Consider the following 24,530-nt stretch of genomic DNA (forward strand, 5'->3'; position numbering starts at 1 on the left):
AGGTCTGCGGCGGCATCCGGTGCCACGCGGTCGGGGGCAGTGATGCTCACGCTGTTGGACTCGTTGCCGGCCGCATCGGCCTGGCTGGCGCTGAGCTGTTCGCCGTTGAGTTGGACGCTGCCCAGGGTGGCGCTGAAGTTGCCATTGGCATCGACCACTGTCGTGCCCAGGTCGATACCGCCTTCACCGACCACGGTAACGGTGGCGCCTGGTTCGCCGCGCCCGGTCAGGACCAGGCCGTCGCTGGACAGCACCAGGTTGCTGAGCGGCTGCGGCGCCGTGGTGTCCGGCGCCTGCAATGTGGCCGGCAGCGACAGGCTGCCATCGCTGGCCATTGCGCTCACTTGCAGCACTTCGCCATTGGCCTGTGCGCTGCCCAGGTTGACGCTGAAGGTGCCGTCGTTGGCGACCGGGCTGCTGCCCAGCACCGCGCCGTTGGGGCCGTAAACAGTGACCGTGCTGCCCGCCGTGGCGGTGCCGGTGATCGATAGACCGTCTGCAGCCAGCACCAGGTTGTCTGGCGTGGCGGGGGCCAGAATGCCTGGCGCAGTCACGTTTTGCTCAGGCGAGGCGTTTTGCGCGGCATCGGTTTGCACCACGCCCAGGCGTTCACCGGTGAGCGCCGCAGGCGACAAGGCCACGCTGAAGCTGCCATCGGCGGCCACGGTTGCGGTACCCAGTATGGTCGCGTCCGGGGCGCGTACGGTGACCGTCGCACCTGCTTCACCCTGGCCGGTAAGGGTCGCGCCATCGGCAGACACCGCCAGGTTACTGACCGCCGCGGGCGGCGTGGTATCGGCGGCCGTGTACGGCGCCGCAGGCGATACATTGCCCGCCGCGTCGGTGGCAGTTACCTGCAGGTTCTGGCCATTGGTCTGGGCACTGTTCAGCGTGACCTGGAAAGTGCCGTTGCTGCTGGCCACCACGCTGCCCAGCACACTGCCGCCGGCATCGCGCACGGTCACGGTGCTGCCGGCTTCGGCGTTACCGGTCAGTTGCAGCCCCGTCGCCGACAGGGCCAATGCCGTGGGGGCTGCTGGCGGGGTGAAGTCGGGTGCGGTCACCGCCACGGCGTTGGAGGTGTTGTTGCCGGCATCGGTCTGGGTCACGCTCAGTTGCTGGGCGTTGAGCTGGGCAGTGGTCAAGGTCAGGCTGAAGCTGCCGTTGGCCGCGATCAGGCCGGTGCCGATGATGGTGCCGTCAGGCCCGCGCACGGTCACGCTGGCGCCGGCTTCGCCCAGGCCACTGAGGGTCAGGCCGTTGTTGTTCAGCACCACATTGGTCAGCGGTGCAGGCGGGGTCAGGTCTGGCGTGGCCACGTTCACCGCTGGCGAGGTATTGCCGGCGGCGTCCACTTGCGTCACACCAATGGCCTGGCCGCTGTTTTGCGGCGTATCGAACGTCACGGTGAAGCGGCCATCGGCGCCCACCGTGGCGCTACCCAGCACAGTACCGGCGGCATTGCTGACCTGTACCGTAGCGCCCACTTCACCGCTACCGGAAAGCTGCCTGCCGTCGGCACTGAGCAGCGGGTCGGCGATGGCGGCAGGTGGCGTGCGATCCGGGGTAGCCAGGCTGGCGGGGCCAGATACGTTGCCTGCGGCATCACTGAGGGTGACCTGCAGCGGGCTGCCGCTGACTTGCGCGCTGGGCAGGGTGATCTGGAACTGGCCGCTTTGGTTGACGGTGCCGGTAGCCAGGATGGCGCCACTGGCATCGCGCACAGTGACACTGGCACCGGCTTCGCCCTGGCCGCTGACCACGGTGGCGGCGGCGTTCAGGCTGAGGTTGCTGGCGGCGGCTGGGGCCTGCAGGTCGGGTGCCTGCAGGCTGGCGGCCAGCGACACGTTACCCGCAGCGTCGGCCTGGGTGACGATCAGGTTCTGGCCGTTGGCCGCCGCCGGTGACAGGGTGATGCTGTACAGGCCATTGCTGCCGACCACGCCGCTACCCAGCACATTCCCCTGGGCGTCGGTGACCCGCACGTTGGCACCCACTTCGCCTTGGCCGGTCAGCGTGCTGCCGGTGCGGTCGATGGTGGCGCTCGGGGCTTCAGGTGCAGTGATATCGTTGGCGACCACGGTGGCCGGTACCGAGGGCTGGCCGTCGGCGCCGATCCGCGCGCTGACCTGCAAGGTCTGTGCGTTGAGCTGGGCGTTGCTGAAGAACACCCGGAAGACACCATCGCTGCCCACCGTCGCCGTGCCCAGCGTGGTGCCGGCGGATGTCACGGTGATCAACGCGCCCACCGTGCCGGTGCCCGTCAGCACGAAGCCGTCGGCGCTGATGGCCAGGTCCGCCGGGGTGGCCACTTCGCTGCCGGTCGGGCCAGTCAGGGTCACACCGTCGGATTCATTGCCGGCCGGGTCGATGACCACCACGCTGACCTCTTCGCCAGCGGCCAGCGGCGGGTCGACCGGCACCACGAAGGTACCATCCGGCCCTGCGGTGGTGGTGCCACGGTCACTGTTGTCCGGGTTGCGGATGACCACGGTGCTGCCCGGCTCTGCAGTGCCGCCGACGCTGCTGCCGTCGGGGCTCACAGTCACGCCGCTGGCAGCTTCCGGGTCGGTGGTGTCGGGTGCGGTAACGGTAACCGGTGCCGAGCTGTTGCCCGCCGGGTCGGTGACGATCACGGTCACGCTTTCGCCGTTGTTCTGCGGGGTTGGCAGTGGCACGTTGAAGCTGCCGTCGGGGTTCACTTCAACCGTGGTTTCCACGCCTGCGCCGTCACGCACCGTCACGGTATCAGCGCCCGGTGCATTGCCGCTGACCGTGCTGCCGTCTTCGCTGACCACCACCCCGGTGGGCAAGGCCGGCGGGGTGAGGTCGGGTGCAGTGATCGGGGTGCTGTCGGAGACATTGCCCGCCACATCGGTCAAGGTCACCTGCAGCGCCTGGCCATCGAGCTGGGCCGGGCTGACCGCGACAGTGAAGCTGCCGCCAACCGGCACCACCACGCTGCCCAGCAGGTCGCCGGCGGCGTTGCGTACCTCGACGGTGCTGCCTGCTTCGCCCGTACCCTGAACGGTGTCGCCGCCCGCGCTTATGGTCAGGCCACCCGGTGCTTGCGGTGCGGTGCTGTCGTCGGCAGTGAACGCCACGGATGGCGACGTGTTGCCGCCAGCATCGACCACTACCACCGACACGGTTTCGCCGTTGGTCTGGGCGGGGGCCAGGGGCACGCTGAAGCTGCCGTCCTCTTCCACCTGCGCGGAGCCCAGCAGGTCGCCAGCGCCGTTGCGCACCTGCACGGTACTGCCTGGTTCGGCCTGGCCGGTGAGTGCCGTGCCCGTGCCATTGATGCCTAGGCCTTCAGCGGCTACCGGGGCTTCCAGGTCCGGCGCGGTGACGCTGCCGGCGGTGGAGGTATTGCCGGTCGCGTCCGCCTGGGTGACGGCCAAGGTCTGGCCATTGAGCTGCGGTGGGTCGATGGTCACCTGGAAGCTGCCGTCCGTTTGTACGGTGGCAGTGCCCAGCACGGCGCCGCCGGCGCCGGTCACGGTTACCTGCGCCCCCGGCTCGCCGCTACCGCTCAGGCTGCCACCGTCACCCGCCAGTACCAGGCCGGTGGGTGTGTCGGGGGCCTGGGTATCCGGTGCCGACAGATCGACCGCGGTCGACAGGTTGCCACTGGCGTCGCGCTGCTCGACGGTCAGGGCCTGACCGTTGGTTTGCGGGGTATCGAGGCTGATTTCGAACGCACCACCGGCGCCTACCACGATGCTGCCCAGTACGCTGCCGTCCGGCCCGCGTACGGTCACGGTCGCACCCGGTTCACCGTTGCCGGTGACCGTGACGCCGTCGCCATCGATGGCCGGGTTGGTCACTGCTTGCGGCGGGGTACTGTCTGGCGCGGTGAAGTCCACTGGCCCGGCGCTGTTGCCTTGGCTGTCGGTGGCTTCCACGGTCAGGCTTTCGCCATTGCGCTGCGGTGCGTTGAGGGTGACGTCGAAGCGCCCGTCCCCGCCCACGGTGGCGGTCCCCAGCACATTGCCGTCGGCATCGCGCACGGTGACCAGCGAGCCGCTCTGGCCCTGGCCGGTGAGGTGGATGCCGGCGCTGTCGATGGCCAGCCCCGACGGTTGCAGCGGGCCATCCAGGTCAGGTGCGATAACGGTGGCGGTCGAGCTGTTGCCAGCGGCGTCACGCAGCACCACGTCCAGCTCCTGGCCATCGGTTTGCGCCGGGTTCAGGACCACGCTGATCACGCCATCGGCGCCCACCTGGGCATTACCCAGTACGTTGCCCTGGGCGTCCACCACCTGCACGCGGGTGCCGGGTTCGCCACGGCCGGTCAATACGCTGCCATCGTTGCTCAGTTGCAACTCGCTGGCCTCGTTGGGCGGGGTTATGTCCGGTGCGCCGATCTGGGTCGGCAGTGAGCTGTTGCCATCCGCGTCGATGGCTACCACATCCAGCAGCTCGCCGTTCGCCTGGGCAGGGCTGAGGGGGATGTTGAAGCTGCCGTCGTTGCCGACTTGCACGCTACCCAGCACACCGCCTTGGGCATCCCGCACTTCCACCAGGCTGCCAGCCGGGGCCGTACCACTGATGGCGCTGCCATCGGCAGCTACCACCAGCCCCGTCGGGCTGTCCGGCACGGCAATGGCCGGTACGGTGACCGTCAGGGCAACCGAAGGGTTGCCGGCGGCATCGGTCTGTTGCAAGGCAATGGCGTCGCCTGCGGCCAGTGGGCTGTCGAGGTCGATCAGGAAGGTGCCATTCGCTGCGACCACCCCGGTGCCGATCACGTTGCCATTGCCATCCCGGATTTCAACCGTGGCACCCGCTTCACCACGGCCGGAAACGACCAGGCTGCCAGCACCCAGCACAACATTGCTGATAATGCCGGGCGGGGTGATGTCCGGGGTTACGTAGCTCAAGGGCAGCGAGGTGTTGCCTGCGGCGTCGGTCACCCGCACGCTGACGGTTTCGCCATTGGCCTGCGCCGGGGCGAGGATGAGGCTGAAACTGCCATCCGCTTCGGCGAGGGTACTGCCGATCACGTTGCCAGCAGCGTCGCGTACCTCTACCCGGGCACCGGCCTCGGCATTGCCGGTCAGGCTGACGCCATCGACCAGCGCCAGGTCGGTGGGTTGCAGTGGCGCCACCTGATCCGGTGCGGTCAGCGGGCTTGGGCTGGACACGTTGCCAGCGGCATCGGTCAAGGTCACTTGCAGTGACGAGCCATCCACCACCGGGGTAGGCAGGGTAACGTTGAAACTGCCGTCCTGCTGCACGGTGCCGCTGGCCAGCAGTTGGCCTTGGTCGTTGCGTACCTCTACGGTGGTGCCGGCTTCGCCGCGGCCGGACACGGTGCGGCCGTCATTGCTGATCGCCAGGTTGGTGGCAGGCTCTGGTGGCGTGGTGTCGCCGCCGTTGTCGATGACCGGTGCGGTAAGGCTGCCCGCCTGCGAGGCATTGCCGGCTGCGTCGGTGGCAACCACTTGCAACTGTTCGCCCGCCACCTGGGCAGGGCTAAGGGTGATTTCAAACGCACCACTGGCGCCCACCACCACGGTGCCAAGTACGGTGCTGCCATCGGCCGCCAGCACGCGCACGGTGCTGCCAGGTTCGGCACGGCCGCTGACGGCGGTACCGTCGGCGGTAATGGCCAGTTCGCTAGGCGCCACCGGTGGCGTGATGTCTGGTGCGCTGACCTGTACCGGCAGGGACGAAGTGCCGTTGTTGTCGATGGCTACCACATCCAGCAGTTGGCCATTGGCCTGGGCCGGGTTGAAGTCCACGGTGAAGGTGCCTTCAGCGCCGACCACCACGCTACCGATCAGCGCACCCTCGGCATCATGCACTTCCACGCGGCTGCCCACGGGGGCCGAGCCACTGACGCTGGTACCGTCTTCGGCGACCACCAGGTCGCTTGGGCTGAGCGGTACGGTTACCAGCGGCACGTCATAGTCCAGCGCCAGCGAGGCGTTGCCGCTCGGGTCGGTCTGGACCAGGCTCAGGCGTTCACCCGGCAACGCGGCCGGGTCGAGGTCGAGCAGGAAGGTGCCGTTCGCGGTCACCACGCCGCTGCCGATCAGGGTGCCGTTGGCGTTGCGCACCTGCACGGTAGCGCCGGCTTCGCCACGCCCGCTCAAGGCCAGGCCATCGGCGCCGACCACGATATTGCTGACCTGCGCCGGGGCAGTGGTGTCTGGCGCCTGGTACTGCAGTGGCGAGGAAATGTTGCCGGCAGCATCCACCAGGCGAATGTCCAGCACTTCGCCATTGGCCTGTGCTGGGGTCAGGGTCACGCTGAACGTGCCGTCGTCGTTGACCTGAGCGCTGCCCAGCAGGGTGCCCGCGGCATCGCGCACCTGCACGCTGGCGCCTGGCTCGCCGCTACCGATGAGGGTGACGCCGTCGACCAGCGCCAGACCGGTGGGCTGCGCGGGCGCCTGCAGGTCCGGTGTTACCACCGACGCAGGGGCGGAGGCATTGCCGGCGGCGTCGGTCAGCACCACTTGCAAGGTGCTGCCGTCCTTGACTGCAGGTTCCAGGGCCAGGGTGAAGCTGCCATCCGGGTTGACCGTGCCGTTTGCCAGCACGTTGCCTTGGGCGTCGCGCACTTGCACGCTGGCACCGGCTTCACCGCGGCCGCTGAGCTGGGCACCGGCCAGGCCGACAAGCAGGTTGGTGGCGGCTTCCGGTGGCGTGTTGTCGCCACCGTCAATGTCTGGTGCGGTGACCGTGCCGGCCGTAGAAGCATTGCCGGCGGCATCGGTAGCGGTAACTTGCAGCACCTCGCCGTTCAACTGGGCGGGGTCCAGGGTAATGCTCAAGCTGCCGGTGGCACCGACTACCGCGGTGCCAAGCACAGTGGTGCCATCGGCCGCCAGCACGCGTACGGTGCTGCCGACTTCTGCGCGGCCGGTGACCACGCTGCCGTCGGCGCTGATTACCAGCTCGCTGGGGGTGACCGGTGGGGTGATGTCCGGTGCGGAGACCTGGGCTGGAAGGGACGAAGCACCGCTGCCATCGATGGCCACCACCTCCAGCAGTTCGCCATTGGCCTGGGCCGGGTTGAGAATGACCGTGAAGGTGCCGTCCTGGCCAACCTGCACACTGCCAACCAGCGTTCCGTCGGCGCCGTAGACCTCCACGCGGCTGCCGGCCGGCGCGGCGCCGCTGATGCTGCTGCCATCTTCGGCGACTATCAAGTCGCTCGGGCTGGCAGGGGCAGGGGTGACCGGCACCTCGAACTGCAGCGCTTCGGAGGTATTACCGCTCGGGTCGGTTTGCACCAGACTCAACTGAGCGCCGGGTTGCGTGCCGGGATTCAGGTCGATCAGGAAAACGCCATTGGCAGCGACCACGCCGCTGCCGATCACGGTGCCGTCGGCATTGCGCACTTCAACGGTGGCGCCGGCTTCGCCGCGCCCACTCAGCGCCAGGCCATCGGCGCCGACCACGATGTCGCTCACAGCCGCCGGTGGCGTGGTGTCGGGTGCGGTGAATGCCAGCGGTGTCGAGCTGTTGCCGGCAGCATCGACCAGGCGCACATCCAGGGCTTCGCCATTGGCCTGGGCAGGTGACAAGGACAGGCTGAACGCCCCGTCCGCACCGACCACGCCGCTGCCGATCACGGTGCCATCCGCATTGCGCACCTGCACGGTGGCGCCAGGTTCGCCACGGCCAGTGAAGGTGACGCCATCGGCCAGGGCCAGGTCGGTCGGCTGGGCCGGGGCCTGCAGGTCCGGTGCGGTGACCGTGCCAGGTTGCGAAACGTTGCCGGCAGCGTCGGTCAGGGTCACTTGCAGGACGCTGCCGTCGTCGACGGCTGGGCTCAGGGTGAGGACGAAGCTGCCATCCGGGTTGACCGTGCCGTTGGCCAGCACATTACCTTGGGCGTCACGCACCTCCACGCGGGTGCCGGGTTCGCCGCGACCGCTCAGCTGGCCGCCGGCCAGGCCGATCACCAGGTCTGTGGGTGCCAGCGGTGCTGTGTTGTCGCCACCGTCAATGTCTGGGGCGGTGACGGTGCCGGCCGCAGAAGCGTTGCCGGCATTATCGGTAGCGGTAACTTGCAGCACCTCGCCGTTTACCTGGGCGGGGTCGAGGGTGATGCTGAAGCTGCCGGTGGCACCGACTACCGCGGTGCCAAGCACCGTGGTGCCGTCGGCCGCCAGCACGCGTACGGTGCTGCCGGCTTCGGCGCGGCCGCTGAGCACGCTGCCGTCGGCGCTGATCACCAGCTCGCTGGGGGTGACCGGTGGGGTGATGTCCGGTGCGGAGATCTGGGCTGGCAGGGACGAAGCACCGCTGCCATCAATGGCCACCACGTCCAGCAGTTCGCCATTGGCCTGGGCGGGTACGAGGGTGACGGTGAAGCTGCCATCGTCGCCTGCAACCCCACTGCCAAGCAGCGTGCCATTGGCATCATGGACCTCCACGCGGGTGCCGGCCGGCGCGGTGCCGCTGATGCTGCTGCCGTCTTCGGCAACCACCAGGTCGCTGGGGCTGGCGGGCGCAGGCGTGGTCGGCACTGCGAACTCCAAGGCCTCGGAGGCATTGCCACTCGGGTCGGTCTGCACCAGGCTCAGTTGCGCGCCGGGCTGCACGGCCGGTTCGAGGTCGATCAGGAAGGTACCGTTAGCGCTGACCACGCCGCTGCCGATCACGGTGCCGTCGGCATCTCGCACTTCTACGGTGGCGCCGGCTTCACCACGCCCACTCAGCGCCAGGCCGTCGGCGCCGACCACGATGTTGCTTACGGCAGCCGGTGGCGTGGTGTCGGGTGCGGTGAATTCCAGCGGTGTCGAGCTGTTACCGGCAGCATCGACCAGGCGCACATCCAGGGCCTCGCCATTGGCCTGGGCAGGTGACAAGGACAGGCTGAACGCCCCGTCCGCACCGACCACGCCGCTGCCGATAAGGGTGCCAGCCGCGTTGCGCACCTGCACGGTGGCGCCGGGCTCGCCGCGGCCATTGAAAGTGACCCCACCAAGCAGGGCCAATTCGGTTGGCGGCGCAGGTGGCTGCAGGTCGGGTGAGGTGACCGAGCCGTTGGGCGACTGGTTGCCGGCAGCATCGGTCAGGGTCACTTGCAGTGCACTGCCGTCGTTCACCGGCGGGTCCAGGGTGATGGTGAAGCTGCCGTCGGCACCTACGCTGCCGGTGGCCAGGATATTCCCGGCCGCATCACGGACTTGCACGCTGGCGCCCGGTTCGCCACGCCCGCTCAGCTGGCTACCGGCCAGCGCTATGGCCAGGTCGGTCGGCGCTGCTGGTGGCGTGGTATCGACCCCATCAAGGTCCGGCGCGGTCACCGCGCTGGTGGCTGAGGTGTTGCCCGCCGCATCGGTGGCGGTGGCTTGCAGCACTTCACCGTCGGTTTGTGGTGGGGCCAGCTCGATGCTGAACACCCCGGTCGGGCCGACCACGGCGCTACCCAGCTCGGTACCATCGGCAGCCACGATGCGCACGGTGCTGCCGGGTTCGGCGCGGCCGGTGATCACGCTGCCGTCGGCACTGACTGCCAGCTCGGCAGGTGCCGCGGGTGCCGTGATATCGGGCGCGGTGATCTGGGTGGGCACGGAGGACACGCCCTCGGCATCGAGGGCCAGTACGTTCAGCAGTTCGCCGTTGGCCTGGGCAGGGGTGAGCTCGATGCTGAAGCTGCCGTCGGCGTTGGCTACGGCGCTGCCAATCAGCGTGCCGCTGGCATCGCGTACTTCCACTCGGCTGCCGGCAGGGGCGCTGCCCGTGAGGGTAGTGCCATCGGCATCGATGGCCAGCCCGCTGGGGCTGGCCGGGGCAGTGGTGAGCGGTACATCGTACTCGACGGCCACCGAAGCATTGCCGCTGGGGTCCACTTGCAGCAGGGTCAGCTGGTCGCCGGGTTGCACGGCCGGGTCGAGGTCGATCAGGAAGGTGCCGTTGGCCGTGACCACGCCACGACCCAGCAGGTTGCCGTCGGCGTCCCGCACTTCCACAGAAGCCCCGGCTTCACCATGGCCACTGAGGCGGGTGCCGCCCGCACCGACCAGGATATCGCTGACGGCATCCGGCGCAGTAATGTCCGGGGCGTTGAATTGCAGGGGCGTCGAGCTGTTGCCGGCGGCGTCGACCAGGCGTACGTCAAGCGCTTCACCGTTGGCCTGGGCAGGGGACAGGCTCAGGCTGAACGTTCCGTCCTGGTTGACCACCGCCGAGCCGAGCAGGTTACCGGCAGCGTCGCGCACCTGTACGGTGGCCCCCGGTTCGCCGCGGCCGGTGAAGGTCACCCCGTCCGCCAGTGCCAGGTCGGTGGGCTGTGCCGGTGGCAGCAGGTCGGGCGACGTCACTGCGCCTGGCTGCGACACGTTGCCGGCAGCGTCGGTAAGGGTGACTTGCAGGGTGCTGCCATCCTTGACGGCCGGGTCCAGGGTAATGACGAAGGTGCCATCCGCGCCGACGGTGCCGGTCGCGATGACCGTGCCTGCGGCATCACGCACCTGCACGGTGCTGCCGGCTTCGCCACGGCCGCTGAGCTGGCTGCCGGCCAGGCCGATGGCCAGGTCGCTGGGTGCTTGCGGTGGGGTGGTGTCGCCGCCGTCGACGCTCGGCGCGGTCACCGAACTGGCGGTAGAGGTGTTGCCAGCTGCGTCGGTGGCCGTGGCTTGCAGTGTTTGGCCATCCACTTGCGCCGGGCTGAGGGTAATGCTGAATACGCCCGTGGCGCCGACCACTGCGGTGCCCAGCTGGCTGCCGTCGGCGGCGAGGATACGTACGGTGCTGCCGGGTTCGGCACGGCCAGTGAGTACCGTACCGTCCTGGCTGACCACCAGTGCGCTCGGTGCAGCCGGGGCGGTGATATCCGGGGCTGTGAACACCAAGGGTGTCGAGCTGTTGCCGGCGGCATCTACCTGGCGTATGTCCAGGGCTTCACCGTTGGCTTGTGCGGGGGAAAGCGTGAGGCTGAAAGTGCCGTCGGCGTTGACCACGCCGCTGCCAATCAGGTTACCGGCAGTATCGCGCACCTGCACGGTGGCACCCGGCTCGCCGCGACCGCTGAGGGTAACGCCATTGGCAAGGGCCAGGTCACTCGGCTGGTCAGGGGCCGTGGTGTCGGGCGTGTCGATATCTGGCGCGTTGATGCTGGCCGGCGGTGAAACATTGCCGGCGGCGTCGCTGGCACTGACCTCCAGGGCCTGACCATCGGTTTGCGCAGGTTGCAGGGTGATGCTGAACTGGCCGTCGGCGCCGGCTACGGCAGTGCCCAGCACTGCGCCGTCGGCCCCGCGTACGGTTACCGTCGAGCCGGCTTCGGCACGGCCGGTCAGGCGCAGGCCATCGGGCGATACCAACAGGTCGATGGGCGTGGCCGGTGGGGTGGTGTCCGGGTCGGCGCCACCCCCGCCACCGCCACCCCCGCTGCCGGCCGCCGCCGCCGCACCGCCGGCACCGAGCAGGCTGAGCCCGGCAATCGCCCAGGTAGGCATGGCGCTGCCAGCGGTACCCAGGCCTGCAACCAGCTCATCCAGGGAGTTTACGTCTTCGAAGGTGAAGCCCTCGAATGCCGCCGCATTGTACTGGGCGTGCCACAGGGTGCCGTCCTCGCCAACGAAGACAATGTCGCTGCCGACACCGGCCTGGTCCACTGCGAAGAAATTGCCGATGGTGATTTTTTCCCCGGACTTCAGGGTGAGGACCAAGTCCTGCCCGCGCTGGGTGACGGTGGCCAGCTGATCGGGAGCCACGGGCATCTGCACGACGCCTGGCCCTTTGAGATTGATATTGCCCCAGGCGCTCTGAGTGGCGACTTCAGTTTGCTTATCGGCGACGACGATGTTGTCCATGGATGCTCCCTGCTGGTGTCCGGATCCCCCAGCCCGTTATCGGGCTACAACCGCAGTAACAGGACCCGTGCAGGGGTGTTACGCACAGCCTCGACCAGGCAGCCGAGAGTGGGGTGGTTAGGGAGATATAGCAGCCAGGCGGGAAGCAACCAGATGGCTTTCTGGGTTAATCCTTTTGTAGATAAACCTCAGCGAAGCCCCAGCCGACGGGCCAATCGGCTGAGGTTGGCACGGTCCAGACCCAGCTCGCGCGCCGCTGCCGCCCAGTTGTCCTGATGCCGTTGCAGGCACGCTTCGATCACCTGGCGCTGGTAGCTGTCGACGGCCTCGCGCAGGCCACCTTCGGGCAGGTTGGCTACCGACAGCGGCGGGGCGGGGGGGGGCGTGGCTGCGGCCGCCGGTGCCGTTGTACGCACGTCCAGGTCGCTGGCCTCAAGGGTCAGGATACGTGGCCGGTCGGGGTGTTGGCCCAGCGCCTTGAGCGCTGAACGGCCGATCAGGTGTTCCAGTTCGCGCACGTTGCCAGGCCATGCATACGCCAGCAGCGCGGCCTGGGCCTCACTGCTCAGGCGCAGGCTGTTCAGGCCCAGGCGCGAACGGTTCTGTTCGAGGAAGTAGCCGGCCAATAGCAGCACATCACGCCCACGTTCGCGCAGTGGCGGTACCTGCAGCGGGTACACGCTGAGGCGGTGATAGAAGTCGGCGCGGAAGTTGCCGTTGCGCACTTCGGCCGCCAGGTCACGGTTGGTGGCGGCGATCAGGCGCACGTCCACGCGGTGCTCGCGGTCCGACCCCAGGCGTTGCAACTGACCGCTTTGCAAAACGCGCAGCAGCTTGGCCTGCACGGTCAGCGGCAGTTCGCCGACTTCGTCGAGGAACAGCGTGCCGCCGTTGGCCAGTTCAAACTTGCCGCGGCGCTCGCCGTGCGCGCCGGTGAAGGCCCCGCGCACATGGCCGAACAGCTCACTTTCCACCAGGGTGTCCGGCAGGGCTGCGCAATTGAGGCTGACCAGCGGCTGGTTGGCGCGGCTACTGGCCTGGTGCAGGGCCTGCGCCACCAACTCCTTGCCAACACCGGTTTCGCCGGTGATCAGTACCGTCAGGTCGCTGCCACCGACCAGGCGGATCTCTTCCACCAAGCGTTTGTGGGCCGGGCTTTGGCCGATCAGCTCCTGGTGCTGGCCACTGGCCTGGCGGTAGATTTCGGCGCGGTGATGTTCGTCTTCGGCGCGCAGGGCCAAGTGTTGAATACGCTCGGCCACGGTTACGGTCGCGGCGGCCAGGCTGGCGAAAGCTTGCAGGGCGTCCAGCTCCAGGCTCTGGAACTGCCCCGGGGTCAGCGCATCGAGGGTGACCAGGCCCCATGGGCGCTCATCGACCATCAACGGGCAGCCCATGCAGTCGTGAACTTCGAGCGAGGCCGCGACGGCGGTCACCAGGCCATCATAGGGGTCGGGCAGCTCGGAATCGCTGGCGAAGCGGGTGGGCTCGGGGCGGCTGAGCAGGATCTGGAAGCGCGGGTGTTCGCTCACCCGGAACCGCCGGCCGAGGGTATCGGGGCTCAGCCCGTCCACGGCCAGCGGTACCAGCCATTCGCCGTCCAGGCGCAGCAGCGCGGCGGCATCGCATGGCAGCAGGCTGCGCATGGCCTGCAACAGGCGGCGATAGCGCTCCTGGTCGGGCAGTTCGCGGGACAGGTCACTGACCAGTGGCAGCAACGTGGTGAGCAAAGGCTTTGTGGTCATATGGACTCCAGTAGGTCTTTATGACTATACGGCGTGCTGGGTCTTTTTGACATGGTAAGCCTCAAGTGGTTGATTTCGTTGGAAACTTAAGTTGGCACGATTGGTGTAATGACCTAGGCATCATTTGAAGCCCTAGGCCCAGGAGTCACCGCAATGCTCAATGCCGACCAACGTGCGATCATCAAGGCCACCGTCCCACTGCTGGAAAGCGGCGGGGAAGCGCTGACCACTCACTTCTACAAGATGATGCTCAGCGAGTACCCCGAGGTGCGTCCGCTGTTCAACCAGGCCCACCAGGCCAGCGGCGACCAGCCGCGCGCACTGGCCAACGGGGTGCTGATGTATGCCCGCCACATCGACCAGCTGGAGCAACTGGGCGGCCTGGTCGGGCAGATCATCAACAAGCACGTCGCCCTGCAGATTCTGCCGGAGCACTACCCGATCGTCGGCAGTTGCCTGCTGCGCGCCATCGAGGAAGTGCTGGGCAAGGACATTGCCACCCCGGCGGTGATCGAGGCTTGGGGCGCTGCCTATGGTCAGTTGGCCGACATCCTGATCGGTGCCGAAGAAAACCTTTACCAGCAAAAGGAAGCGGCCGAAGGTGGCTGGCGCGGGACCCGCGAGTTCCGCCTGGTGCGCCGCGAACAGGAAAGCAGCGAAATCGTTTCGTTCTACTTCGCCCCTGTAGACGGCAAACCGGTGCTCAAGGCCGAGCCCGGGCAGTACATTGGCCTGAAACTGAACATCGACGGTGCCGAACAGCGCCGCAACTATTCGCTGTCGGCGTTGTGCGACGGCAAGGAGTACCGCATCAGCGTCAAGCGCGAGGCGGGCGGCAAGGTGTCCAACTACCTGCATGACCAGTTGCAGGTTGGCGATACCCTGCAACTGTTCCCGCCAGCAGGTGACTTCACCCTGACAGCCAGTGCCAAGCCGCTGGTACTGATCAGCGGCGGTGTGGGCATTACCCCGACCCTGGCGATGCTGCAGGCCGCCCTGCACACCGGGCGTCAGGTGCATTTCATTCACTGCGCACGCAATGGTGCGGTGCATGCCTTCCGTGACTGGATCGATGGCCTGGCGGCGCGCCACCCGCAGCTCAAGCGCTTCTACTGCTATGCCGAGGCGGATGGTGGTGCGGCCAATGCCGTGGGCGTGCTGAGCGAAGACCTGCTGGCCGAGTGGCTGCCGCGTGAACGGGACGTGGATGCGTACTTCCTTGGGCCGAAGGGCTTCATGGCGGCGGTCAAGCGCCAGCTCAAGGGCCTGGGCGTGCCGGAACAGCAGAGCCGCTACGAGTTCTTCGGGCCGGCGGCGGCGCTGGAGTGATGTAGTGGCCGTACCGGCCCTATCGCCGGCTTGCCGGCGATAGGGCCGGTCCAGGCTTATGCATTTCCAGCGGCATGCCACGCATCACACCTTTGTGCCTATATATAAAGGAAAGATGAAAGCACCAGCGCCGCTTTCATTCTTAATCATCCTTTAATCACGGTATCCTTCACTTCCGGGTGTCGAGGGGCTTGCCCCTGCGCGGCGCCCGGGCACTGGTTTTTTGCCGCCCGCCGTTGAACCGACCTCGTTCTGGCCGGTCTCAGCCACACCGGATAGCCCTGCGCAGTGCTATCACGCCGCTTCCTCGGCACGCTCACAGGCCCCGCTCAGCGTGTAGACTTGCGCCAGGGCAGGCGGACCACGCTGCCACTTTCCATCGAAGGAACCGGTAATGAACGAACAAACATCGCGCCTGAATCGGGAACGGCGCTTTCTGGTGCTGCTGGGCCTGATCTGCATTTCGCTGATCGGCGGCGCGCTCTACATGCAGGTGGTACTGGGCGAGGCGCCGTGCCCGTTGTGCATCCTGCAGCGCTACGCACTGCTGTTCATTGCCGTGTTCGCGTTCATCGCGGCGGCCATGCCCGGGCGCCGTAGCCTGACCTTCTTCGAGGCCCTGGTCGTGCTCAGTGCCATTGGCGGAATGATTGCGGCTGGCAACCATGTGTATATACTCGCCAACCCGATGGTCAGTTGTGGTATCGATACGCTCCAGCCGATCGTCGATGACCTGCCGCTGGCCAAGCTGTGGCCCTTGGCATTCCAGGTCGACGGCTTCTGCAGCACGCCATACCCACCGATCCTCGGTTTGTCGCTGGCGCAATGGGCGCTGGTTGCCTTCGTTCTGACCGCTGTGCTGGTGCCGCTCGGCATCTACCGAAACCGCCGCCAGGCTTAGACAAAAGTCCCGATTTGTGTGGGGTCTTTTACAGCCCGCGAGAACAGGGAAAAGTTGCCGCCCGCTTGATCTGGATCAATCTCAAAGCCTTGCAGAATGCGGCTTTGAGGCCTGGCAAGCGGGGTGCGACAAACTGTCGCGAAGTTGAATAATCAGTCGCCATTGTTGCAGATTCTGTAAAAGACTGTTGCTCAATAAGTCATAGTCAAGGGTTGGCGACCTAACTACAATCGCCCCCAATTCCCGTTCGGCACTGCTTGCGAGTCGCAGGATTGAAGGAAGCCCCAGCGCTTCTTTTTGCTGACTTCGTCAAGTTTCGCCCAACGGCGATACCGGGCGGACCCCCCTCCGCGTTTTCCCGCACCAAATGGACTTGGTCTGAAGTACAGGCCTGTTGCCTACGAAACCAAAAGCACCGCTAACCCGCTTGAGCCAAGGTCCTGCAGTCAGACCCAGGCAGGAGCGAGTACGGGCGCGACATGCCTCACTTGGCAGGACGAAGTGTTGGCTACCAAAACACAAATTGCATTGAAGCAAGCTGATCTAGAGGTCGTGAGATGAGTAAAAAGCGTTACCCCAGACTGTTTGGCATATTGCCCTTTTTAGGCATGCTTTTACTCAGTGGGTGCAACTGGACCCTGCTCGACCCGAAGGGCCAGGTCGGCATTGAGCAAAAGAACCTGATCCTGATCGCTACCGGGCTGATGCTGCTGGTGGTGGTGCCCGTCATCATCATGACCCTTGCGTTCGCCTGGAAGTACCGTGCTTCCAACAAGGCTGCCACCTACACCCCTGACTGGTCGCACTCGACCAAGATCGAGGCCGCGGTGTGGATCATCCCGATCCTGATCATCATCGCCCTGGGTTACGTCACCTACAAGTCCACCCACAAGCTGGATCCGTACCGTCCGCTGGACTCCGACGTCAAGCCGGTACAGATCGACGTGGTCGCGCTGGACTGGAAGTGGCTGTTCATCTACCCGGAGCAGGGCATTGCCACGGTCAACAAGATCGTCTTCCCGGCTAACACCCCGGTCAACTTCCGCGTCACCTCCGACGCCGTGATGAACTCGTTCTTCATCCCGGGCCTGGGCGGCCAGATCTACGCCATGGCCGGCATGACCACCAAGCTGCACCTGATCGCCAACGAAAACGGCGAATTCGACGGTATCAGCGCCAACTACAGCGGTGCTGGCTTCACCGGCATGAAATTCAAGGCTACTGCCACTTCCCAGGAAGACTTCGACAAGTGGGTCGCCGAGGTCAAGCAGTCGCCGAAGAAGCTGGACAAGGCCGAATACGACGCCTTGGCCAAACCAAGCGAAAACAACCCAGTCGCGCTGTATAGCGAGGCATCGCCAGAGCAGTTCCAGCTGATCGTAGACAAGTACGAAGGCATGAACCGCGGCCGTAGCCACGAAGAAGCTGGCAGCAAAGATCTGGCCACAACCAAGGGTGTGGAATCGAGTATGCAACCAGCTGCCGGTGCAGAGGAGTAAGAGATGTTCGGTAAATTAAGCCTGGAGGCGATACCCTATCACGAGCCGATAGTCATGGTGACGCTTGCCATGATCGCGCTCGGCGGTATCGCTGTCGTCGGTCTTATCACCTATTTCCGCAAGTGGACCTACTTGTGGAGCGAGTGGCTGACTACTGTCGACCACAAAAAGATCGGCGTGATGTACATCATCGTCGCGATGGTCATGCTGCTGCGCGGCTTTGCCGACGCCATCATGATGCGTACCCAGCTGGCTGCCGCAACCGGTGGCTCCGAAGGCTACCTGCCGCCTGAACACTATGACCAGATCTTCACCGCCCACGGTGTGATCATGATCATCTTCATGGCGATGCCGTTCTTCACCGGCCTGATGAACCTGGCGGTTCCTCTGCAGATCGGTGCACGTGACGTTGCCTTCCCGTTCCTGAACTCCCTGAGCTTCTACCTGCTGCTGGCAGGCGTGCTGCTGGTCAACATCTCGCTGGGCGTTGGTGAATTCGCCAAGACCGGCTGGGTTGCCTATCCGCCGCTCGCAGGCATCCAGTACAGCCCTGGAGTAGGTGTCGATTACTATATCTGGGCGCTACAGCTATCCGGATTGGGTACGACGCTTACCGGCGTGAACTTCCTCGTCACCGTGATGAAGATGCGCGCACCTGGCATGAAGCTGATGGACATGCCGATCTTCACCTGGACCTGCACCTGGGCCAACGTCCTGATCGTTGCATCGTTCCCGATCCTGACTGCTGCACTTGCGCTGCTGACTGTTGACCGTTATCTGGACTTCCACATTTTCACCAACGAGCTTGGTGGGAACCCGATGATGTACGTCAACCTGTTCTGGGCGTGGGGCCACCCTGAGGTTTACATCCTGATCCTGCCGGCCTTCGGCGTGTTCTCGGAAGTGACTTCGACGTTCTCGGGCAAACGCCTGTTCGGCCACCACTCGATGATCTACGCATCGGGCGCGATCGCCATCCTTGGCTTTGCGGTATGGCTGCACCACTTCTTCACCATGGGTGCCGGCGCCAGCGTCAACACCTTCTTCGGCCTGGCGACGATGCTGATCTCCATCCCGACCGGTGTGAAGCTGTTCAACTGGCTGTTCACCATGTACCAGGGCCGCGTGCGCTTCACCCCGCCGATGCTCTGGACCCTGGGCTTCATGGTCACCTTCTCCATCGGTGGCATGACCGGCGTACTGCTGGCCGTTCCAGGTGCCGACTTCGTTCTGCACAACAGCCTGTTCGTTATTGCGCACTTCCACAACGTGATCATCGGTGGCGCGGTATTCGGCTACATCGCCGGCTTCGCCTTCTGGTTCCCGAAAGCCTTCGGCTTCACCCTGAACGAGAAGTGGGGCAAAGCTGCCTTCTGGTTCTGGCTGTCGGGCTTCTACGTTGCGTTCATGCCGCTGTACGCCCTGGGCTTCATGGGCATGACCCGTCGTCTGAACCACTCCGACAACCCACTGTGGGAACCCTACCTGTACGTAGCCGTTGTCGGCGCCGTGCTGATCCTGTTCGGTATCGCTTGCCAGCTGATCCAGCTGTACGTTTCGGTCCGCGACCGCAACCAGAACCTGGACGTGACCGGCGACCCATGGGGCGGCCGTACCCTGGAATGGTCGACTTCTTCGCCACCTCCGTTCTACAACTTCGCTCACATGCCTGAGAAAGTTGGCCTGGATTGCTGGCACGAAGCCAAGGAAGAAGGCGTTGCGTACAAGGTTCCGGCCAAGTACGAAGCCATCCACATGCCGAGCAACACTGCTACCGGTCTGTTCATGGGCCTGTTCCTGACCGTCTTCGGCTTCGCTTTCATCTGGCACATCTGGTGGCTGGTGGGCGCGAGCCTGGTTGCAACCATCGCGGTCTTCGTTCGCCACGCTGCACGTGACGACCAGGGCTACATGGTTCCGGCCGAAGAAGTGGCGCGCATCGAAGGCGAGCGTATGAAAGCGCTGGCCAAAGCAGGTGCTCTGCCTGCCGGCGCACGTGTCGAATCGTTTGAGCGGGTGTAATCAATGTCCAGTCAAGTAATGCACGGCGGCGCAGCTCATGGTCACGACCATGGGCATGACGACCACCACCACGACTCGGGCCAGATGACCGTACTGGGTTTCTGGCTGTACCTGATGACCGACTGCATCCTGTTTGCGTCGCTCTTCGCCACCTACGCGGTGCTGTCCGGCAGTTTTGCCGGCGGCCCGTCGGGTCACGACATCTTCCAGCTCGACTTCGTAGCTGTTGAAACGCTGTTCCTGCTGCTGTCCTCGATCACCTTCGGCTTCGCCATGCTGAAGATGTTCGATGGCAAGAAAGCAGGTGTGCTGGGCTGGTTGGCTGTGACCTTCCTGTTCGGTGCAGGCTTCATCGCGATGGAAATCTATGAATTCCATCACCTGATCGGCGAGGGCTTCGGCCCGCAGCGCAGTGGCTTCCTGTCGGGCTTCTTTGCCCTGGTAGGTACCCACGGCCTGCACGTGACTGCTGGTCTGATCTGGATGGCAATCATGATGTACCAGATCAACAAGCACGGCATCACGCCGACCGCCAAGACCCGCATGAGCTGCCTGAGCCTGTTCTGGCACTTCCTGGACGTGGTCTGGATCTGCGTATTCACCGTCGTTTACCTGCTGGGGGTTCTGTAATGGCTAACGCACACGACACTCATCACGAAGGTAATCACGGCAGCGTCAAGTCGTACATGATCGGTTTCGTACTGTCGATCATCCTGACCGCGATCCCGTTCGGCCTGGCCATGACCGCCAGCCTGCCGAAGAACCTGACCGTTCTGATCATCGTTGCCATGGCCGTGATCCAGGTGGTTGTGCACCTGGTGTACTTCCTGCACATGGACCGCTCGAAAGAGCAACGCAACAACGTATCGACGTTCCTGTTCACCACGCTGGTGATCGCACTGCTGGTCGGCCTGTCGCTGTGGATCATGTTCAGCATCCACTTCGAAATGCTGGCCAAGTGAGGTAAGACTGCATGTCCGTTAAGCACTTTATCCAAATCACCAAACCGGGGATCATTTTCGGTAACGTGCTTTCCGTGGCAGGCGGTTTCTTCCTTGCCTCGAAGGGCCATGTGGATTTCGCCCTGTTCCTGGCGGCGGTGATCGGTACTTCGCTGGTGGTGGCGTCCGGGTGCGTGTTCAACAACTGCATCGACCGTGACATCGACCACAAGATGGAGCGCACCAAGAACCGCGTGATGGTTCAGGGCGGCATGTCGCTGCCCCTCGCGCTGATCTACGCCACCCTGCTTGGGGTGGCGGGTTTCAGCCTGCTGTATGTCCAGGCCAACCCGCTGTCGGCGTTCTGCGCAGCAGTAGGGTTCGTCGTCTACGTCGGCTTCTACAGCCTGTGGCTGAAGCGCAAGTCGGTGCACGGCACCTTGGTCGGCAGCCTGTCGGGTGCCATGCCCCCGGTGATCGGCTACTGCGCCGTGAGCAACAGCTTCGACCTGGCTGCGGTAACCCTGCTGGTGATGTTCAGCCTGTGGCAAATGCCGCACAGCTTTGCCATTGCCATCTTCCGCTTCAAGGATTACAGCGCTGCCAACATTCCGGTGCTGCCGGTGGCGCGCGGCATTCTGGCGGCGAAGAAGCAGATCGTGCTGTACGTACTGGCTTTCGTGCTTGCTACCTTGATGCTCACCCTCGGCGGTTACGCAGGCCTCGGCTACCTGGCCGTGGCAGCTGCCATGGGCCTGTACTGGCTGTACATGGCCTGGGGTGGCTACAAGGCCGAGGACGACAGCAAGTGGGCGCGCAAGGTGTTCGGCTTCTCCATCCTCACCGTCACTGCCCTGAGCGTGATGATGGGTGTGGACAGCCAAACTGCTGCGGACGTGCTGATGACATACGCACGCTGAAATAGCTGCCTGTTTCACGAAAACCCCGGCCATGTGCCGGGGTTTTTTTATGGGTGTTTTCCTGTGCCGGCCACGGCGCAGGCCCAGGGGCTGCGGGTAACCCTGTGGGAGCGGGCGAGCCCGCGAAGAGGCCAGCGCAGGGAAACATAAATCCTGTATTTTCAAAAAATACTTCTGAAAAGATCTAAAAAAACAGGATTTTGTCCTTTACAGGTATCCTGTCTCGGCACTATCTTCTGATCCAGGCCGCCATATCGGCCAGCGTCGCTCGGACGGTTCCGGGCGCTTACGTTCTCAGAGGAAACCATGGCCAACCCAGGTTCGCCGCGCCGCTTTGCGCGCATCGATCGTCTCCCCCCTTACGTCTTCAACATCACTGCCGAGCTCAAGATGGCTGCCCGCCGCCGTGGCGAGGACATCATCGACCTGAGCATGGGTAACCCCGATGGCGCCACGCCGCCGCACATTGTCGAGAAGCTGGTGCAGGTTGCCCAGCGTGAAGACACCCACGGCTATTCCACCTCGCGCGGTATTCCGCGCCTGCGCCGGGCCATCGCCAACTGGTACAAGGAACGCTACGAAGTCGACATCGACCCGGAGAGCGAAGCCATTGTCACCATCGGTTCGAAGGAAGGCCTGGCGCACCTGATGCTCGCCACCCTCGACCAGGGCGACACCGTGCTGGTGCCCAACCCCAGCTACCCGATCCACATCTACGGCGCGGTGATCGCCGGCGCCCAGGTGCGCTCCGTGCCGCTGGTGCCGGGAGTGGACTTCTTCAACGAGCTTGAGCGCGCCATTCGCGAGTCGATACCCAAGCCGAAGATGATGATCCTTGGCTTCCCGTCCAACCCCACCGCGCAGTGCGTAGAGCTGGACTTCTTCGAGCGTGTGGTGGCACTGGCCAAGCAGTATGGAGTGCTGGTGGTGCATGACCTGGCCTATGCCGACATCGTCTATGACGGCTGGAAAGCCCCGTCGATCATGCAGGTGCCGGGCGCCAAGGACATTGCGGTAGAGTTCTTCACCCTGTCCAAAAGCTACAACATGGCGGGTTGGCGCATTGGCTTCATGGTCGGCAACCCCGAGCTGGTCAATGCGCTGGCGCGGATCAAGAGCTACCACGACTACGGCACCTTCACCCCGCTGCAGGTGGCGGCCATCGCTGCCCTGGAAGGCGACCAGCAGTGCGTGCGCGACATTGCCGAGCAGTACCGCCAGCGCCGCAACCTGCTGGTCAAGGGCCTGCACGAGCTGGGCTGGATGGTCGAGAACCCCAAGGCGTCGATGTACGTCTGGGCGAAAATCCCGCCGGCGTATGCACACTTGGGGTCGCTGGAGTTTTCCAAGAAGCTGCTGGCCGAAGCCAAGGTATGCGTGTCGCCGGGCATCGGTTTTGGTGATTACGGCGATGATCATGTGCGCTTTGCCCTGATCGAGAACCAGGACCGCATTCGCCAGGCCATCCGCGGCATCCGGCAGATGTTCCGGGCTGACGGGCTGGTCCGCAAGTAAGGCCATCGCGACCCAAGGCCGCTCCCACAGTGACCACGCAGCATCCGAAAGCTGCGCTGTACCGGTGGGAGCGGCCTTGCGTCGCGAAAGGGCTGCAAAGCAGCCCCAGGGTCTTCAGCCGGGCGAGCTTTCCGCCTGCATTCCAACCCTCAGCCAACCTACCTTCGGCACTCATTTCTCACCGAAGGGATCCCCCCATGAGTGTCTTCACCGCCTATTTCTGCGGCACCGGCTCGCACCGCTTCGACCACGCCAACCCCAACTTCTGGAACGGCGAGCTGGTTTCGACCCTGGCCAGCAACGAGCAGGGCCACGAGTTCGCCCATTGGATTGCTGTGGATGGTCCAGGCAGCGGCAACCTTCAGGATGACAACCTGTTCGTGGAACCTGGTGGCTATTACAACTGGACCGGGCAGCTGTTTGGCCGCGGCTGGGAGGAAAACGTCAACCACGTGCTGCAGGTGATCAAAGGCGAAAGCAACTGGCAGCGCAACGAACTGAGCAAGGAAGAATACGAGCGGCTGAAGCAAGCCGGGGTGCCGATACCAGATGCCGGGTCTGCGGCCTCATGGTTCTGGCGCAACTACAGCTACGGCGCCCGCCACCCCACACCGCAGCAATTGCAGGAGGGCATCATCAGCATGTTCCGCAAGCCGCGCCTGCCGACCCAGGTCAACCTGGTGGGCTGGAGCAGGGGAGGGATCAGCTGCCACATGCTGGCCAATGCCATGGCACAAGACCCTGTACTGCGCGACATACCGGTGAACATCTTTGCCATCGACCCGGTACCGGGCGTTGGCAATGTGCAGCAGCAGCGGGTCAGCCTGACCGGCAATGTGAAGGAGTACGTGGGGTTCTATTCACGGGATGAGCGTTCCAAAGGGTTTGCCTGCGTGGTTCCTGCCGTAGCGAGCACTACACGCATCTGCATCTATCCAATGCCTGGCCGGCACGCCACGCTGGTAGGCAACGCATCGCTTGACGGCGCGGGCGCGGGCAAGGTGTTGGCTGAGCCGGGGTTGATCGTTCGCCACTTTGCCGAAGTCTGCCTGGCCCGCTGGGGTGTGCAGTTGGGCAAGCGCCTGGCGTTGACCGACAGCCAGCTGATGCAGTATCACCAGCAAATGGCGGCGGCAGACGACCAGTACCAGGCCATGCGAAAGGCGTCCTATACCGTGCTCACCGAGGGTGAGAAGGACGACCGCCTGGTGCACTGTGGCCAAGCGCCCATGCGCTTCAGCGAGGTGCAGGGTGCAGCCTACGAACCCAGTACGGGCCTGGCCTTGCAGCGCTGGGACGCCGACACTTACAAAGCCATCTGCTAGCGTTGCCAGGCGGCCGGATCAGCGGCAATTTTTTTTGCATTGCCCCTCTATCCAGCCGCCCCTGCTTGGACTGAGAATGGCGCCGCGGGCCAGACCCGATAACAACAACCTTCCCTCCGTGCCATCATGTCCGAATACAACCCTTGCCTTGACTGCGGCGCCTGCTGCGGGTACTTCCGTGTGTCTTTCTTCTGGGGCGAATGCCAGTCTGCCGGGGGCGTTGTCCCGGATGACCTTGTGGTGCAGGTCAACCCTACCCGTGTGGCCATGATCGGCACCGATGCCAAGCCGTGCCGCTGTATCGCTCTGCAGGGCGAGGTCGGCAAAGAGGTGGCCTGTACCATTTATGCCAACCGCTCCAGCCCGTGCCGTGAGTTCGAGGCGTCGTGGGAGGGTGGGGTGCACAACCCCAGTTGTGACGCCGCCCGGGCAGCATATGGGCTGCCACCGCTGACACCGCCTGGGGCCAACGAGCCGCATTGGCCGGATGATGGGGCCGAGGTGGCCTGACGCTTTTTCGCTGGCCTGCACTGGCCCTATCGCCGGC

General features: G+C 64.8%; 12 protein-coding genes. 10 read left to right on the forward strand and 2 right to left on the reverse strand.

Features of this window, described 5'->3' with window-relative positions; translation table 11 throughout:
* Together G1E_RS06605 and norR are read right to left on the reverse strand one after the other, a co-directional pair.
* A partial coding sequence (locus G1E_RS06605; RefSeq protein WP_047149719.1) for an Ig-like domain-containing protein occupies window positions 1-11,786 on the reverse strand: 11,786 nt, incomplete at its 3' end.
* Window positions 11,787-11,974: 188 nt separating this feature from the next.
* Window positions 11,975-13,531, reverse strand: coding sequence for a nitric oxide reductase transcriptional regulator NorR (gene norR / locus G1E_RS06610; protein ID WP_047149716.1), 1,557 nt, complete (start codon window positions 13,529-13,531; stop codon window positions 11,975-11,977).
* 153 nt (window positions 13,532-13,684) lie between these two features.
* Between norR and hmpA the strand changes: the two genes are divergently transcribed.
* The 10 genes from hmpA (at window position 13,685) to G1E_RS06660 (ending at window position 24,493) form a co-directional block, all read left to right on the forward strand.
* Window positions 13,685-14,860 carry an NO-inducible flavohemoprotein gene (hmpA, locus tag G1E_RS06615; protein ID WP_009685198.1) on the forward strand — a complete coding sequence of 392 codons (1,176 nt, stop codon included), beginning with the start codon at window positions 13,685-13,687 and terminating at the stop codon, window positions 14,858-14,860.
* A gap of 394 nt (window positions 14,861-15,254) precedes the next feature.
* Entirely contained in the window at window positions 15,255-15,761 is a 507-nt protein-coding gene (locus G1E_RS06620; protein ID WP_009685199.1) for a disulfide bond formation protein B, read from the forward strand.
* Between the two features lie 557 nt (window positions 15,762-16,318).
* A complete protein-coding gene (gene cyoA / locus G1E_RS06625) occupies window positions 16,319-17,260 on the forward strand; it encodes a ubiquinol oxidase subunit II (protein WP_009685200.1) in 942 nt (313 codons plus the stop codon).
* Window positions 17,261-17,263: 3 nt separating this feature from the next.
* Window positions 17,264-19,282, forward strand: a complete 2,019-nt coding sequence (gene cyoB, locus G1E_RS06630) for a cytochrome o ubiquinol oxidase subunit I (protein WP_009685201.1) — start codon at window positions 17,264-17,266, stop codon at window positions 19,280-19,282.
* Between the two features lie 3 nt (window positions 19,283-19,285).
* Complete coding sequence (gene cyoC / locus G1E_RS06635) at window positions 19,286-19,912, forward strand: cytochrome o ubiquinol oxidase subunit III (RefSeq protein ID WP_029886722.1); 627 nt, start codon at window positions 19,286-19,288, stop codon at window positions 19,910-19,912.
* Entirely contained in the window at window positions 19,912-20,244 is a 333-nt protein-coding gene (gene cyoD / locus G1E_RS06640; RefSeq protein ID WP_003248599.1) for a cytochrome o ubiquinol oxidase subunit IV, read from the forward strand. Before cyoC ends, cyoD begins: the two co-directional genes overlap by 1 nt.
* Before the next feature lie 11 nt (window positions 20,245-20,255).
* Window positions 20,256-21,143 (forward strand): heme o synthase, encoded by an 888-nt coding sequence (gene cyoE / locus G1E_RS06645; protein WP_029886721.1) that lies wholly within the window; start codon window positions 20,256-20,258, stop codon window positions 21,141-21,143.
* A gap of 306 nt (window positions 21,144-21,449) precedes the next feature.
* Window positions 21,450-22,658, forward strand: coding sequence for an alanine transaminase (alaC, locus tag G1E_RS06650; protein WP_009682133.1), 1,209 nt, complete (start codon window positions 21,450-21,452; stop codon window positions 22,656-22,658).
* A 197-nt stretch (window positions 22,659-22,855) separates the two neighbouring features.
* Window positions 22,856-23,983: a hypothetical protein gene (locus G1E_RS06655; protein WP_009682132.1), complete on the forward strand. Its 1,128-nt coding sequence runs from the start codon at window positions 22,856-22,858 to the stop codon at window positions 23,981-23,983.
* 126 nt (window positions 23,984-24,109) lie between these two features.
* Window positions 24,110-24,493, forward strand: a complete 384-nt coding sequence (locus G1E_RS06660) for a YkgJ family cysteine cluster protein (protein WP_029886718.1) — start codon at window positions 24,110-24,112, stop codon at window positions 24,491-24,493.
* Window positions 24,494-24,530: the final 37 nt, after the last annotated feature.

This window comes from Pseudomonas sp. TJI-51 (assembly GCF_000190455.2).
Classification (GTDB): domain Bacteria; phylum Pseudomonadota; class Gammaproteobacteria; order Pseudomonadales; family Pseudomonadaceae; genus Aquipseudomonas; species Aquipseudomonas juntendi.